Annotated in this window: 13 protein-coding genes and 1 pseudogene; 7 read left to right on the top strand and 7 right to left on the bottom strand. The window is 68.5% G+C overall.

Annotation, left to right across the window (positions count from 1 at the left end):
• The first annotated feature begins 123 nt into the window (after positions 1 to 123).
• The 7 genes and pseudogenes from leuA to Ade02nite_RS50295 all read left to right on the top strand — a co-directional run bounded on the left by leuA (position 124) and on the right by Ade02nite_RS50295 (position 7,236).
• Positions 124 to 1,866 (top strand): 2-isopropylmalate synthase, encoded by a 1,743-nt coding sequence (gene leuA, locus Ade02nite_RS19530; protein WP_203765363.1) that lies wholly within the window; start codon positions 124 to 126, stop codon positions 1,864 to 1,866.
• Positions 1,867 to 1,941: 75 nt separating this feature from the next.
• Positions 1,942 to 2,589, top strand: coding sequence for an HNH endonuclease family protein (locus Ade02nite_RS19535; RefSeq protein ID WP_379036039.1), 648 nt, complete (start codon positions 1,942 to 1,944; stop codon positions 2,587 to 2,589).
• Positions 2,590 to 2,597: 8 nt separating this feature from the next.
• Positions 2,598 to 2,840, top strand: a pseudogene (locus Ade02nite_RS19540) (hypothetical protein); the annotation flags it as partial.
• Positions 2,841 to 2,928: 88 nt separating this feature from the next.
• Complete coding sequence (locus Ade02nite_RS19545) at positions 2,929 to 4,023, top strand: calcium-binding protein (protein WP_203765365.1); 1,095 nt, start codon at positions 2,929 to 2,931, stop codon at positions 4,021 to 4,023.
• Positions 4,023 to 5,138 carry a calcium-binding protein gene (locus Ade02nite_RS19550; protein WP_203765367.1) on the top strand — a complete coding sequence of 372 codons (1,116 nt, stop codon included), beginning with the start codon at positions 4,023 to 4,025 and terminating at the stop codon, positions 5,136 to 5,138. Before Ade02nite_RS19545 ends, Ade02nite_RS19550 begins: the two co-directional genes overlap by 1 nt.
• 71 nt (positions 5,139 to 5,209) lie before the next feature.
• The gene (locus tag Ade02nite_RS19555) at positions 5,210 to 6,229 is read left to right on the top strand and encodes a calcium-binding protein (RefSeq protein WP_203765368.1); all 1,020 of its coding nucleotides are present in this window, start codon (positions 5,210 to 5,212) and stop codon (positions 6,227 to 6,229) included.
• Positions 6,214 to 7,236, top strand: a complete 1,023-nt coding sequence (locus Ade02nite_RS50295; RefSeq protein WP_203765369.1) for a calcium-binding protein — start codon at positions 6,214 to 6,216, stop codon at positions 7,234 to 7,236. The genes Ade02nite_RS19555 and Ade02nite_RS50295 overlap by 16 nt, the downstream gene beginning before the upstream one ends.
• A gap of 56 nt (positions 7,237 to 7,292) precedes the next feature.
• Here Ade02nite_RS50295 and Ade02nite_RS19565 read toward each other — a convergent pair whose 3' ends face one another.
• From Ade02nite_RS19565 to Ade02nite_RS19595, 7 genes are all read right to left on the bottom strand, one after another.
• Positions 7,293 to 8,330: an ABC transporter ATP-binding protein gene (locus tag Ade02nite_RS19565; protein ID WP_203765370.1), complete on the bottom strand. Its 1,038-nt coding sequence runs from the start codon at positions 8,328 to 8,330 to the stop codon at positions 7,293 to 7,295.
• 17 nt (positions 8,331 to 8,347) lie between these two features.
• Complete coding sequence (locus Ade02nite_RS19570) at positions 8,348 to 9,388, bottom strand: ABC transporter ATP-binding protein (RefSeq protein WP_203765371.1); 1,041 nt, start codon at positions 9,386 to 9,388, stop codon at positions 8,348 to 8,350.
• Between the two features lie 11 nt (positions 9,389 to 9,399).
• Complete coding sequence (locus tag Ade02nite_RS19575) at positions 9,400 to 10,401, bottom strand: ABC transporter permease (protein WP_203765373.1); 1,002 nt, start codon at positions 10,399 to 10,401, stop codon at positions 9,400 to 9,402.
• Positions 10,402 to 10,518: 117 nt separating this feature from the next.
• Positions 10,519 to 12,288, bottom strand: coding sequence for an ABC transporter substrate-binding protein (locus Ade02nite_RS19580; protein ID WP_203765375.1), 1,770 nt, complete (start codon positions 12,286 to 12,288; stop codon positions 10,519 to 10,521).
• 63 nt (positions 12,289 to 12,351) lie between these two features.
• Entirely contained in the window at positions 12,352 to 13,359 is a 1,008-nt protein-coding gene (locus Ade02nite_RS19585; RefSeq protein WP_203765380.1) for an ABC transporter permease, read from the bottom strand.
• A gap of 418 nt (positions 13,360 to 13,777) precedes the next feature.
• On the bottom strand, positions 13,778 to 14,371 hold the full coding sequence (gene recR, locus Ade02nite_RS19590; RefSeq protein ID WP_203765382.1) for a recombination mediator RecR: 594 nt from the start codon (positions 14,369 to 14,371) through the stop codon (positions 13,778 to 13,780).
• A 4-nt stretch (positions 14,372 to 14,375) separates the two neighbouring features.
• Complete coding sequence (locus tag Ade02nite_RS19595) at positions 14,376 to 14,675, bottom strand: YbaB/EbfC family nucleoid-associated protein (RefSeq protein WP_239168885.1); 300 nt, start codon at positions 14,673 to 14,675, stop codon at positions 14,376 to 14,378.
• Between the last annotated feature and the right edge of the window lie 156 nt (positions 14,676 to 14,831).

Here is a 14,831-nt window from a genome sequence, read left to right on the forward strand (position 1 = left end):
CGACATGTGGCAGGCGTTCCTTCTTCTTCGCTGCCGCGACGAGGCCCCATCCCAGGCCGGCACCTCGTCGCGGAGTTGACGCGCGCCGCCTTCCTCGTCTCTCCCTCTTAGGAGCAGTTCCACATGTCCCAGTCTTCGCAGACGACCCAGCCCTTCGCGGCCCAGCGTCCCAGCACCATGCCGTTCGAGCGCTACGTGCCCTACCACAAGCAGTTCGCCGTCGACCTGCCCGACCGGCAGTGGCCCGCCCGCCACGTCGAGGCCGCCCCGCGCTGGTGCGCGGTCGACCTGCGCGACGGCAACCAGGCGCTGATCGACCCGATGTCCCCCGAGCGCAAGCGGCGCATGTTCATGCTGCTGGTGCAGATGGGCTACAAGGAGATCGAGGTCGGCTTCCCGGCCGCCAGCCAGACCGACTACGACTTCGTCCGCCAGCTCATCGAGCAGGACCTGATCCCCGACGACGTCACGATCCAGGTCCTGGTGCAGTGCCGTGAGCACCTGATCGACCGCACGTTCGAGTCGATCCGCGGCGCCAAGCGCGCGATCGTGCACTTCTACAACTCGACGTCGGCCCTCCAGCGCCGGGTCGTCTTCGGCCTGGACAAGGACGGCATCACCGACATCGCCACCACCGGCGCGCGGCTCTGCCAGAAGTACGCCGAGATCCACACCCCGGACACCGAGATCTTCTATGAGTACTCGCCGGAGTCCTACACGGGCACCGAGCTGGAGTACGCGCTGGAGGTCTGCTCCGCCGTCATCGACGTGATCGACCCCACGCCGGACCGGCCGCTGATCATCAACCTGCCGGCCACCGTCGAGATGGCCACCCCCAACGTCTACGCCGACTCGATCGAGTGGATGCACCGCCACCTGCCCCGGCGCGAGTCGGTGGTGCTGTCGCTCCACCCGCACAACGACCGCGGCACCGGGGTGGCGGCCGCCGAGCTGGGCCTGCTGGCCGGCGCCGACCGCATCGAGGGCTGCCTGTTCGGCAACGGCGAGCGCACCGGCAACGTCGACCTGGTCACCCTGGGCCTCAACCTGTTCTCCCAGGGCATCGACCCGATGATCAACTTCTCCGACATCGACGAGATCAAGCGCGCCGTCGAGTACTGCAACCAGCTGCCCGTGCACGAGCGCCACCCGTACGTCGGCGACCTGGTCTACACCGCGTTCTCCGGCTCCCACCAGGACGCGATCAAGAAGGGCTTCGCGGCCCTCCAGGCCGACGCCGACGAGGCGGGCGTCGACATCGACGCGTTCACCTGGGGCGTGCCCTACCTGCCGATCGACCCCAAGGACCTGGGCCGCAGCTACGAGGCGGTCATCCGGGTCAACTCGCAGTCCGGCAAGGGCGGCGTGGCGTACATCATGAAGGAGGAGCACAAGCTCGACCTGCCGCGGCGGCTGCAGATCGAGTTCTCCGGCGTGGTGCAGCACCACACCGACTCCGAGGGCGGCGAGGTCAGCCCGCAGGAGATGTGGGACATCTTCGCCGGCGAGTACCTGGTCGAGCACCAGCTGGGCTCCGCGTTCAAGATCGTCGAATACCGGACGTCCAGCGTGGACGGCAAGGTCGAGATCGACGTCGAGGTCTTCCACCGTGGTCAGCGGCGTCCGCTGGTCGGCGTCGGCAACGGCCCGATCGACGCCTTCCTCAAGGCCATCGAGCCGCTGGGCATCAACGCCCGCTTCCTGGACTACCAGGAGCACGCCCTGACCTCCGGCGGCGACGCTCAGGCCGCGGCGTACGTCGAGGTCGAGGTCGGCGACCGCACGCTGTGGGGCGTCGGCATCGACGAAAACATCGTCAGCGCGTCGATCAAGGCCGTGAACAGCGCGATCAACCGCGCACGCTGAGCCTTCCCGCGGCGCTTCCTCCCATCGGTTGATCTTGCCGAGCGGAGGGAGCGCCGCGCTTTTACGCTGGGCCATGTGTCCCCTCGCATTCCACTGACCCTCGCCACCGCCCTGCTCGGACTCTCCGGCCTGCTCGCCCTCTCGGGCTGTGAGGGCATCTCGGTCTCACCCGCTCCGACCGCGACCTCCACGTCCACAAAGGAGGCGGGCGCGCAGCTCGCCAAGCTGACCGTCGCGAAGGCCGGCTCGATGGCCGGCTACAGCCGCGAGAAGTTCCCCCACTGGCGCGACACCGGGTCGAACTGCGACGTGCGCGACTCGGTGCTCAAGCGCGACGGCAAGAACGTCAAGCTGTCCGGCTGCAACGTCGTGGCCGGCACCTGGACGAGCCTCTACGACGGCAAGGTCCTCAACTCCCCCACCAAGGTCGACATCGACCATGTGGTGCCGCTGGCGAACGCGTGGCGCTCCGGCGCCTCGAAGTGGACCACCGACAAGCGTGGCGACTTCGCCAACGACCTCGACGACCCCCAGCTGGTGGCCGTCTCGGCGACCTCGAACCGCTCGAAGGGCGACCAGGACCCGTCGACCTGGAAACCGTCCGAAACCAGCAGTTGGTGCGAATATGCGCAAGACTGGATCGCGGTCAAGAGCAAGTGGAAGCTCACCGTGACCGACAAGGAGAAGTCCGCGCTCACCGACATGTTGGAGAAGTGCTCATGACTGGTTCCGCACCCACCACCGACATCGTGGCCGGCCCGGGCGGCGTGATGACCGACGAGGTCGGCGTGGTGACCGGCGATCTGACGCTGCGCACCGAGGTCACCGGCAACCAGGCCGTCGTCCGGGTGCAGTACAAGGACGCCGAGGAGTGGTACACGGTGACCGGTGCCAAGGCGGCCCTCCAGGACCCGGCGGACGCCGAGGCGATCCACATCGTCGTATCGGGCATCTTGAACCGTCCGGAAGGATGATCTTCATAGACGGTACGGGGCAGCAGAACGGTCCCGTACCGTCCTATGCTCCTGGAGCCTCGCATCGCGGACGCTCCAAGGAGTCCCCTTGCCCCGCATCTCCCGCTGGCCTTCCCGGGCCGCTCTGACCCTGCTCGCCATCGGCGCCGCCGGCGCCGTAGCCACACCGGCCCAGGCCGCGGCCAACGGCGTCGTCACCGTCGTGTCGTCGACCGTGATCACGTATCCGGCCGTGCCCGGCCGGACCAACAACGTCGTGCTGTCCCGCTCGGGCAACACGATCACCGTCGACGACACCACCGTCATCAAGGCGGGCGCGGGCTGCGCCGCGGTCGCCGGCGACAAGACCAAGGTCCGGTGCACCCCCAAGAAGGCGCCCACCCTGATCCGTGTCTACCTGCGCGACGGCAACGACTCCCTGGTCAACAAGGCCGGCCTGGCCCTCGCCGTCAGCGGCGGCGCCGGCAACGACCGGATCACCGGCGGCCCCCGCGCCGACTACCTGGCCGGTGACGACGGCAACGACGCCATCTGGGGCCTGGGTGGCGGCGACACCATCCTCGGTCACCACGGCAGCGATGCGCTTTCCGGCGGCGACGGCAACGACAACGTCAACGGCGGCGAGCAGAACGACCGGCTCTTCGGCGGCAACGGCCTGGACCGGCTCTCCGGCGAAGCCGGCAACGACGTCGAGAACGGCGGCGCCGGCGACGACGCCTTCGAGCAGATCGTCGAGGAAAGCCCCAAGGTCACCGACGCCGACCGGTTCATCGGCGGCCCCGGCCGCGACGAGATGCTCTACCTCATGCGCAGCCGCGGCATCGTGGCCGACGCCGACGGGGCGACCGGCGACGACGGCTACCCGGGCGAGCGCGACTCCATCGGCGCCGACATCGAGGCCATCTGGGGCGGCAACGGCAACGACCGGCTGCTCGGCACGAGCCGCGACGACTTCCTGTCCGGCGGCTACGGCAACGACACCCTTCTCGGCTACGGCGGCGCCGACACCCTCTTCGGCGACCTCGGCGCCGACCTGATCTCCGGAGGCGCGGGCGACGACTCGCTCTACGCCTCCGACGGAACCAAGGACCGCGTGGACGGCGGCGCCAACGCCACGGCCACCGGTGACACCTGTCAGCTCGACAGGGCCGACATCTCCGCGTCCTGCGAAAGGAAGCAGTAATGAAGATCGGTAAGAAGTCCGCGCGCGCCGCGGTGGCCACGGTCGGCGCCATCGGCGTCGTGGGCGTGGGCTGGCTCGCCATGCCGGCCGACGCCGCGACCGCGGCCGGCGTGGTCAAGGTCGTCAACGGCAGCCGGGTTCAGTACGTCGCCGCGGCCGGCCGGATCAACCAGGTCGTCGTGACGCGCTCCGGCAACACCATCACCGTCGACGACACGACCACCGCGATCAAGGCCGGTACCGGTTGCGGCGCGGTCAAGGGCGACAAGACCAAGATCCGCTGCACCCTGAAGGTCAAGCCGACCTGGGTCATCGCCAGCCTGCTGGACAAGAACGACAGCTTCCTCAACAAGACGGACCTCAACTCGACGGTCGCGGGGGGCGCCGGGAACGACAAGATCTACGGCGGGCCCAAGGCCGACAGCCTCCAGGGCAACGACGGCAACGACGCGATCTGGGCCCTGGACGGCAACGACACGGTCGTCGGCGGCAACGGCAACGACGCCCTCTCCGGCGGCAACGGCAACGACATCCTCGACGGCGCGGCCGGCGCCGACCGGCTCTTCGGCTCCAACGGCGACGACATCCTCGGCGGCCAGGCCGGCAACGACTACGAGGACGGCGGCAGCGGCGACGACACGTTCCTCCAGCTCCTCCAGTACGCGCCCGGCACCGACGCCGACACGATCGCCGGCGGCGCCGGCCTCGACGCGGTCGACTACAGCATCGACTACCGCACCAAGGCGATCCGCGCCGACGCCGACGGCGCCAAGGGCGACGACGGCTCGGCCGGCGAGAAGGACAGCATCAGCACCACGGTCGAGGCCGTTCTCGGCGGCGCCGGCAACGACGTGCTGGTCGGCACGGCCCGGGCGGACATCCTGCTCGGCGGCCCCGGCAACGACGTGATCGGCGCGAGCGCCGGCAACGACTTCCTCGCGGGCGAGTCCGGCCGCGACACCCTCAACGGCGCCGCGGGCATCGACGTCTGCACCGCCGACGAGACCCTGATCAGCTGCGAGCAGAGCTGGAGCGACTACTCCGCCGAGTCCGCGGGCTCCCGGGGCTCGTTCGACGCCGACGCGATCCGCGCCAAGGAAAGCCTGATCGGCTGACACCGACGTCATGACGAGGGCGGCCCGCCGAGGGCCGCCCTCTTTCTCTCCCCCAGCTCCCCGAGGTGCACATGCTCCACTCCCCCTGGCCGGCCCGGATCGCCCTGACCGCGGCCGCCACCGTCACCGTCGGCGCCCTGGCCGCGCCCGCCCAGGCGGCCACGATCGGCACGGTCGCCGTCGAGCAGAAGTCCATCGTGGCCTACGTGACCAGCCCCGGCGTCACAAAGCACACCATCAGCATCACCCGGTCGGGACGGACCGTGACCGTCGACGACTCCGTGGCGGTCAAGGCCGGCAAGGGTTGTTCGGCCGTCGGCGGCGACAAGACCAAGGTCCGGTGCACCCTCTCGGTCAACCCGACGTGGCTGCGCCTGGTCCTCGGCGGCGGCAACGACATCCTCGTCAACCGCAGCGACCTCTCGATGAACGTGGACGCCGGCAACGGCAACGACCGGATCACCGGCGGTCCGAAGCGCGACATCCTCGACGGCAACATCGGCAACGACGCCCTCTGGGGTCTGGGCGGCAACGACGACCTCGAGGCCTACTCGGGCGCCGACGCGCTCTCCGGCGGCGACGGCGACGACAAGCTCGACGGCGGCTGGGACAACGACCGGCTCCTGGGCGGCAACGGCAAGGACTTGCTGAACGGGGGCTTCGGCAACGACATCGAGGACGGCGGACCCGGAGCCGACCGCTTCGAGCAGAACGGCGACCTGAACGGCAGCTCCGACGCGGACTCGATCATCGGCGGCGCCGGGCTCGACCTGCTCACGTACGCCGTCCGCAGCAAGCCGGTGACCGCCGACGCCGACGCCGTGCGCGGCGACGACGGCGGGGCGGGCGAGCGGGACACCATCGGCACCTCGATCGAGATGATCCAGGGCGGCAACGGCAACGACCGCCTGATCGGCACCCCGCGCACCGACTACCTCTACGGCGACGCGGGCAACGACGTGATCACCGGAGCCGCCGGCAACGACTTCCTCTACGGCGAAGCCGGCCGCGACAACGTCAACGGCGGCGCCGGCAGCGACCAGTGCGAGCGCGGCGCCGGCGACACCGTCGCGGGATGCGAGGCGTCGTGAAAAGGCTTGTGATCAGGGCCTCTGTCGGCGTCCTGGCCGCGGGAGCGATGGCCTTAGGGGGCGCCTCCCTGCCCGCGGAGGCCGCCACCGCCGGCGTCGTCACCGTCGTCAACGGCAAGGTGGTCTCGTACTCCTCGGCCTGGACGCGCGTCCACAATGTCGTCTTCACGCGGTCCGGCCGCACGATCACCGTGGACGACACCACCGCGGTGAAGGCGGGATCGGGATGCAAGCCGGTCAGCGGCGACAGCACGAAGGTCCGGTGCACCACGAAGACGAATCCCACCGCGGTCCGGGTCTACCTGGGCCGCTACAACGACTCGGTGGTCAACCGGACCGATCTGTCCCTGTTCGCGTACGGCGCGGCGGGCAACGACAGGCTCACCGGTGGCCCTCGGCGTGACGTCTTCCGCGGCGACGACGGCAACGACGCGATCTGGGGCCTCGGCGGCGGGGACGAGATCTGGGGCGACCACGGCGCCGACGCTCTCTCCGGTGGCGACGGCAACGACGTCATCCTGGGATGGGACGGCAACGACCGGCTGCTGGGCGGCAACGGCCACGACGAGTTGCTCGGCGACAACGGCAACGACATCGAGGACGGCGGGCCCGGCAACGACTACCTCAACCAGAACGGCGAGCCGATCGGCTCCGACGCCGACTCGCTGATCGGCGGCGCCGGCATCGACGCGGTTCACTACGATCTACGCAGCCGGGCGGTCACCGCCGACGCCGACGCGGTCCGGGGCGACGACGGCCGGACCGGCGAGCGCGACACCATCGGCACGTCCGTGGAAGAGATCTACGGGGGCTCCGGCAACGACCGCTTGCTGGGCACGCCCCGTCCCGACTTCCTCGACGGCGGCCCGGGCAACGACGCGATCGCCGGCGGCTCCGGCAACGACTGGTTGACCGGTGGCCCCGGCCGGGACTACGTCAACGGCGCCGCCGGCACCGACAGCTGCAGCGTCGAGAAGAGCGACACGGTCCTCAGCTGCGAATACTGACCGGCAAGCCGAAAGGGCCGCTTCCCCGAGGGGGAGCGGCCCTTCTCGCGTACGGATCAGGCGGGGGTCGCCGCCGGGCGACGGCCCGCGACCGCCTCGTCCTCGACCACCGGGAAATGGCACGCGGTGAGGTGGCTCGCCGGGTCGTCGAGGCGGGTGACCAGCGGCGGCTCCTCCGTGGCGCAGATGTCCTGCGCCTTCCAGCAGCGAGTGCGGAAGCGGCAGCCGGAGGGCGGGTTGATCGGGCTGGGCACGTCGCCGGTCAGCAGCACCCGGTCGCGCTGCGCGCGGTCGCGCCGGACCGGGTCGGGCACCGGCACCGCGGACATCAGGGCCACCGTGTACGGGTGGCGCGGGTTGCGGTACAGGTCGTCCCGCTCGGCCACCTCGACGACCTTGCCCAGGTACATCACCGCGACGCGGTCCGAGATGTGGCGCACCACGGACAGGTCGTGGGCGATGAAGACGTACGTGAGGTCGAACTCCCGCTGGAGGTCGTCCAGCAGGTTGACGACCTGCGCCTGGATCGACACGTCGAGGGCCGAGACCGGCTCGTCCGCGATGATCAGCTTGGGCCGCAGGGCGAGCGCGCGGGCGATGCCGATGCGCTGGCGCTGACCGCCGGAGAACTCGTGCGGGTACCGGTTGTAGTGCTCCGGATTGAGGCCGACGAGCTCCAGCAGCTCCTGCACGGCCTTCTTGAGGCCCTGCGGGGTCGGGATGTTCTGGATCTGCAGCGGCGCCGAGATGATCGAGCCGACCGTGTGCCGCGGGTTCAGCGACGAGTACGGGTCCTGGAAGATCATCTGTACGTCGCGGCGCAGCGGGCGCAGCTGGGTGACCGACTTGTGGCTGATGTCCTCACCCTCGAAGGTGATCGTGCCACCGGTCGGCTCCAGGATGCGGGTGAACAGCCGGCCCGTGGTCGACTTGCCGCAGCCGGACTCGCCCACCAGGCCCAGCGTCTCGCCGGCCTTGACCTCGATGTCGATGCCGTCGACCGCTCGCACCGCGCCGACCTGGCGCTTGAACAGGCCCTTCGTGATCGGGAAGTGCTTCTCCAGCCCCTTCACCTCGAGCAGGTTCTCGCTCATCTCAACTCACTCCATGCTCAGAGATTGGGTAGCACTTCCTGCTGGAAGATCTTCGTGCGCTCTTCCGCCGGCAGGTGACAGGCGACCTTGTGGATGTCGCCGCGCAGCTCCGGCACCTCGGTGAAGGACCGGTCGCCGTTGCGTCCCGCGTACGGGCAGCGCGGGTGGAAGGCGCAGCCGTTCGGCAGGTTGATCAGGCTGGGCGGCGAGCCCTTGACCGGGTTGAGCCGGTCGCGCACCTCACGGTCGAGGCGGGGCATCGAGCCGAGCAGACCCCAGGTGTACGGGTGCTGCGGCTGCTGGAAGACGTCGACCGCCGGCCCCTTCTCGATCACCTTGCCGCCGTACATCACCAGGACGTCGTCGGCGAGCTCGGCCACCACACCGAGATCGTGGGTGATCATGATGACCGCGGAGCCGAACTCCTCCTGGAGGTCGCGGATCAGGTCGAGGATCTGCGCCTGCACCGTCACGTCGAGCGCCGTGGTCGGCTCGTCGGCGATCAGCAGCGCCGGGTCGTTGACCAGCGCCATCGCGATCATCGCGCGCTGCCGCATACCACCGGAGAACTGGTGGGCGTAGTCGTTGAAGCGCCGCTCCGGCTGCGGGATGCCGACCCGGGCGAGCATGTCGATGGCCCGTTCGCGGGCGACCTTCTTGTTCACGCCGGGGTTGTGCACCCGGTACGCCTCGACGATCTGCGACCCGACCGTGAAGTACGGGTGCATCGCGCTCAGCGGATCCTGGAAGATCATCGCCATCTTGCCGCCGCGCAGCTTGCGGACCTGCTCGTCAGTGGCGGAGACGAGCTCCTCGTCGTCGAGCCAGATCTCGCCGGAGACCTTCGCGTTGCTGCGGGTGCGGTGCAGGCCGAGGACCGCCAGCGAGGTCACGCTCTTGCCGGAGCCGGACTCGCCCACGATGCCGAGGGTCTTGCCCTTCTCGAGGCTGAACGTCGAGCCGGTGACGGCCTGGACGATGCCGTCGTCGGTCTCGAACCGGACGTTGAGGTCCTTGATCTCGAGGAACGGGCGGGCGTTGGTGGCGCCGATGGACACGTGACTCTCCCTCAGGCCAGCCGGACGCGGGGGTCGATCCAGCCGTAGACCAGGTCGACGATCAGGTTCGCGAACACGATGAAGAACGCGGCGATCAACGTTACTCCGAGGATGATCGGCAGGTCGTTCTGCCGGATCGCGGTGAGCGCCTGGTAGCCGAGGCCGCGCAGGTTGAAGACCGTCTCGGTCAGGACGGCGCCGCCGAGCAGCGCGCCGAGGTCGAGGCCGAAGACGGTGACGATCGGGGTCAGGCCCGAGCGCAACGCGTGCTTGCCGATCACGACGCGTTCGGTGAGACCCTTCGCGCGAGCCGTCCGTACGTAGTCCTCGCCCAGGGTCTCGAGCATGTTGGCCCGGGTGAGTCGCGCGTAGGTCGCCGCGAAGAGGAACGCGAGCGTGATCCACGGCAGGATCAGATTGACGAACCAGTCGGCGGGGTTCTCCAGGAACGGCACGTACTGGCCCTGTGGCAGCCAGCCCAGCCAATACACGAAGATCGCCGAGGAGAGCAGGCCGGTGAAGTAGACCGGTAGCGAGACGCCCGCTAATGCGGTGGTCATCGCCGCACGGTCGACGAACGAGCCTCTTCGAAGCGCGGAGATCACGCCGAAGGAGATGCCCATGATGAGCCAGAGGACCGCCGCGCCGAGGGCCAGCGACAGCGTGACCGGGATGTCCTCCAGCAGCAGCGGGGTGACTTCCTGCTCGGTCGCGAAGGAGTAGCCGAGGCAGGGCGCCGGGCAGTGGGTGACGTCCGGGCCGTTGGCGTAGTCACGGCCGGCCACGATGCCCTTGAGGAACTTGCCGTACTGCACATAGATGGGGTCGTCGAACCCCATCTTCTGCCGGATGCCCTCGATCGCCGCCGGGTCCGACTGCTTACCGATATAGAGCAGCGCCGGGTCACTACCGGTGGCCTTCGGAATCGCGAAGAAGATGCCGAAGGTGACCGCGGTCACCACGAGCAGCGTGATGATCGCGTTGATCACGCGACGAACGATGTATGCCAGCACGACATTCGGCCGAGGGACGGGCGGGCACCGGAGTCCTCGCGGAATCCGATGCCCGCCCGCCGCGGGCGGCCTTCACCAACCCTTCGAATTACCCGTTGTTACGTGGGTGGAGCGACGTCACTTGCCGTCGCTGGTGCCGAGGGCCTGGAAGTCGACCATGCCGAAGGCCTCGTGGACGTAGACGTTCGTCAGCCGCGGGTTGCGGTAGTTGAGCGCCTTGTCGACCACGAAGGGCAGAACGTACGCGCCCTCCATGATCTTCTGGTTGATCTGGCTGTAGATCGCGGCGGCCTTGTCCGGGTCGGTCTCGGCAGCGGCGTCGTCGAACAGCTTGTCGATCGCCGGGTCCTTGATCTCGGAACGGTTGAAGTTACCGTTCTTCGTGATGAACCGGCTGTCGGCCAGCGGCTGCATGTAGCCGGCACCCGTCGGGTAGTCGGCGCCCCAACCAGTGATGATGATGCCGTAACCGCGCTTCTTCACGATCTCGGGCGAGCCACCGATCGAGGAGTCCTGCGCACCGTCGTACTGGTCGATCTTGGCGTTGATGCCGACCGCCTTGAGCGAGGCCTGGAGCGCCTCGGCGGTCTTGACCTCGGCGGCCCGGTTGTTACGGGCGGCGATCGTCACGTCGAAGCCGTTCGGCTTGCCACACGCGGCGAGGGCCTCCTTGGCCTTGTCGACCTGCGGCTTGCCCTGCTTGCGGTTGTACGGGTCGTAGTTCGCGTCCGAGCCGGCGATGTTCGGCGGCAGGATGCTGGTGCCGATGTCGCCACCGGCGAACTCGCCACCGCGAGCGGTCTGGATCGACGTCGGGTCGGCGGCGTAGATGACGGCTTTGCGGCAGTCGATGTTGTTCATCGGCGCGACCGGCGTGAAGTCGGCGAAGCGGAGGAAGCCGGTGTTCGGGGCGTCCGCGTTCTTCTTCAGGTTCGCGTCGGTCAGCAGCTTGGTACGGGCGGCCGCCTGCACACCGGTCTGGCCGACGTCGAGGTCCGCGGTGCCCGAGAGCAGGCGGTTGTCGAGGTCGTCGGCGTTCGTGGTGATGGTCAGGTTGATCGCGTCCGGCAGCGCTTTACGGATCGGGTCGGTCGCCTGGTCCCAGTTGGGGTTGCGGACCCAGGAGACGCTCTTGCCCGGCTGGATCTCCTTGAACATGTACGGGCCGGAGGCGGCCGGCTTGGTGCCGTACTGCGCGCCGGTGTCCCGCTTCTGCGGCACGGGGCCGGAGCCCGGCATGGCCAGCAGGTAGAGGAAGTCCGAGTACGGCTTCGCCAGCTTGAAGACGATCGTGGAGTCGTCCGGCGTGGTGACCGACTTCAGACCCAGCTTGTTAGGGTCGGTGTCCTTGTACGGGCCGGGGTAGTTCTGGCCCTGGTCAAGGATGTTCGGCAGGTAGTACGGGCCGCCGGAGATCACGTCGGTCGCCCAGACGCGCTCGATGCCGTACTTGACGTCCTTCGAGGTGATCGGGGCGCCGTCGTCCCACTTCAGGCCGCTGCGCAGCTTGAAGGTGTAGGTCAGCTTGTCGGCGCTGATCGTCGGCTCGGCCTCGGCCAGGTCGGGCTGGAGCTTCAGGCCGTCCTTGCCCGGGCTGGCGGCGTAGTCCACCAGCTTGCGGGTGTAGAGGCGGTTGAGGTTCCAGACGAACGCGTAGTAGCCACGCGCCGGGTCCCAGCTGTCAGCGTCCTGCGACGACCACAGGTTGAGCGTGCCGCCCTTTTTGGTGTTGGCGTTGACGACGCTGGTGACGGCCGCGTTGAACTCGGCCGCGCCGTTCGAGTTGCTGCTGTTATTGCTGTCCGAGCCGCCACCGCACGCGGCGGTGGTCAGCCCGAGCGCGAGGGCGACGCCTGACGCCGCCAGCGCCCTTGTCTTGCGTGCCACCTGATCTCCTACCTTCTCGAAAGCGAACCCGGCCGGTCCGCGGTGGTTCTCCGTCCCGGCAGCTCAGCGAGCCTTCGGGTCGAGTGCGTCGCGCAGGCCGTCACCGAACAGGTTGAAGGCGAGCACGGTGATGAAGATGACTGCACCCGGAACGATCATGTACATCGGGTCGACCTGGTAGAACTGCACCGCGTCCGACAGCATGCCGCCCCACGACGGGTTCGGCGGCGGGATGCCGACGCCGAGGAAGCTCAACGCGGCCTCGGTCAGGATGTTGGTCGGGATGATCAGCGTCGTGTAGACGAGGATCGGAGCCGCCAGGTTGGGCAGCAGCTCGCGGAAGAGGATGCGGCCCGATCGGGCGCCCATGCTGCGGGACGCCTCGACGAACTCACGCTCGCGCAACGACAGGGTCTGACCCCGGACGATCCGGCCGATGTACGGCCAGCCGAAGAAGCCGATGACGCCGACGAGGACGACGACCCTCGACCATCGGGTGCCGAGCCCGGCGAACTCGTCCGGCAGAACGGAGAGAAGGGCGATCGCGAAGAGCAGCTGCGGGAAGGCCAGCAGGAAGTCCATGATGCGGCTGATCACGGAGTCGACCCAGCCACCGAGGAAGCCGGCCGCCAGGCCGAAGACGGTGCCGAGGATCGTGGAGACGAAAGCCGAGAGGAACGCGACCGTGAGCGTGGTCTGCGCGCCGAAGACGATCCGGCTGAAGATGTCGCGGCCGCTCTGCGGCTCGACACCGAGCAGGAAGTCCCAGCTGATGCCGCCGAGGGCACCCTTGGGCAGACCGGTGCCGGTCTCGAGATCGAGCTTTTCCTGGTGGTATTCGTCGATCGGATGACCGAGCCACCGGATCAGGAGCGGGGCGAGGATCGCGACGACGATCAGGAAGATGACGACGCACGCACCGGCGATCGCCACCTTGTCCTTCTTCAGGCGACGCCAGGCGATCTGCTTGAGCGATCGTCCGGCGATCGCCTTTTCGCCAGGGCGGTCGGCCGCGTCGGCGGTGGGCGGGGTCATTTCGTCGGTGACCGACGCCTCTGGGCCAAGCGACATCTAAGCGCCGGTCCTTCCCCGGCGGCCGCGCGTGCGTTGAGTCCACGGCCACCCGGGCGCACAGGGTTCGTCGAAGAACGAACCCGCGAGACCGGAGGACGATGGCCCACGCAGCGAACGGCAACCGATCGGTTATCGCATGCCTCGAGTGCCGACCCTCGTCGCCGTGGGTCAGATCAGACTCCGGCCACGAAGGCACTCGACGGCGGGTGTGCCGCCATCGGATAGGAACACTCACCTAATGCGGTGCTTCAGGTCAAGTTCACTGACCGCACACGAATAGTTCCGTGTCCCCGCCGTGATGTGACCGTGACCTGCTGCGCCGACCAATCGGAAACTACCGCGTAGATGGCCTGCAAGGAGCCAATCCGGACCAAAACGCTATCGCGCCGTGATCATACGAACACGTTATGTGCCTTCAGACTGCTCGTCGGCCCTCGAAAGCACGACCGAGCGTGATCTCATCCGCATACTCCAGGTCACCGCCGACCGGCAGACCACTTGCCAATCGTGTGACGGCAATCCCCATCGGCTTGACCATCAACGCCAGATAGGTCGCCGTGGCTTCACCCTCCGTGTTGGGGTCTGTGGCGAGAATCAACTCCTTGACCTCGCCGGTGCCCAGCCGCAGAAGCAGCTCGCGGATGCGCAGATTGTCCGGTCCGATGCCCTCCAGGGGATTGATGGCCCCGCCGAGCACGTGATAGCGGCCGCGGAACTCGCCGGTCCGCTCGATCGCGACGACGTCCTTCGGCTCCTCGACGACGCAGAGCACCTCGTTGGTGCGGCGGGGGTCCCGGCAGACCCGGCACTGCTCGGCCTCGGCCACGTTGAAGCAGGTCGTGCAGAAGCGCACCAGCTCCTTCACCTTGCGCAGGGCGGTGGAGAGCCGGTTGACGTCGGCCGGGTCGGCGGAGAGGACGTGGAAAGCGATCCGCTGGGCGCTTTTCGGGCCGACGCCCGGCAGCCGCCCCAGCTCGTCGATCAGGTCCTGGATGGCGCCTTCGTACACGCGATCAGAACCCCGGCAGGCTCAGGCCACCGGTGGCCGGGCCCATCTTTTCCTCGGTGAGCTCCCGCTGCGCCTCGGCGGCGTTGTGGATGGCGGCGAGAATCAGGTCCTCCAGCGTCTCCACGTCCTCCGGGTCGACGGCCTTGGGGTCGATCTTCACCGACTTGAACTCCCCCAGCCCCGTGATCACCACGGAGACCAGCCCACCCCCGGCGGTGCCGGTCAGCTCGGCGGCGGCCAGCTCGGCCTGCGCCTGAGCGACCTGCTGCTGCATCTTCTGCGCCTGCTTCATGATCTGCTGCATGTTCGGCTGTCCACCGGGGCGCATCGCACCGCTCCTCAAAGTCCCAGTCGCACTACCTGTCAAAGCCCGACACCCATCAATAACCGACGGGCGCGGGTGGTAATCGCCGCCCAGCGTAGCCGCCCCCTACGCCAGACCCCGCAAACGCCACAACGG

Origin of the sequence: Paractinoplanes deccanensis (genome assembly GCF_016862115.1) — a bacterium.
GTDB lineage: Bacteria > Actinomycetota > Actinomycetes > Mycobacteriales > Micromonosporaceae > Actinoplanes > Actinoplanes deccanensis.

Excerpts from the sequence above, each read along its gene's own strand:
- Ade02nite_RS50295 (WP_203765369.1), top strand. The coding sequence starts at position 6,214 with ATGCGAGGCGTCGTGAAAAGGCTTGTGATCAGGGCCTCTGTCGGCGTC.
- Ade02nite_RS19550 (WP_203765367.1), top strand. The coding sequence starts at position 4,023 with ATGAAGATCGGTAAGAAGTCCGCGCGCGCCGCGGTGGCCACGGTCGGC.
- Ade02nite_RS19555 (WP_203765368.1), top strand. The coding sequence starts at position 5,210 with ATGCTCCACTCCCCCTGGCCGGCCCGGATCGCCCTGACCGCGGCCGCC.
- Ade02nite_RS19585 (WP_203765380.1), bottom strand. The coding sequence starts at position 13,359 with ATGTCGCTTGGCCCAGAGGCGTCGGTCACCGACGAAATGACCCCGCCC.
- Ade02nite_RS19595 (WP_239168885.1), bottom strand. The coding sequence starts at position 14,675 with ATGCAGCAGATCATGAAGCAGGCGCAGAAGATGCAGCAGCAGGTCGCT.
- leuA (WP_203765363.1), top strand. The coding sequence starts at position 124 with ATGTCCCAGTCTTCGCAGACGACCCAGCCCTTCGCGGCCCAGCGTCCC.
- Ade02nite_RS19565 (WP_203765370.1), bottom strand. The coding sequence starts at position 8,330 with ATGAGCGAGAACCTGCTCGAGGTGAAGGGGCTGGAGAAGCACTTCCCG.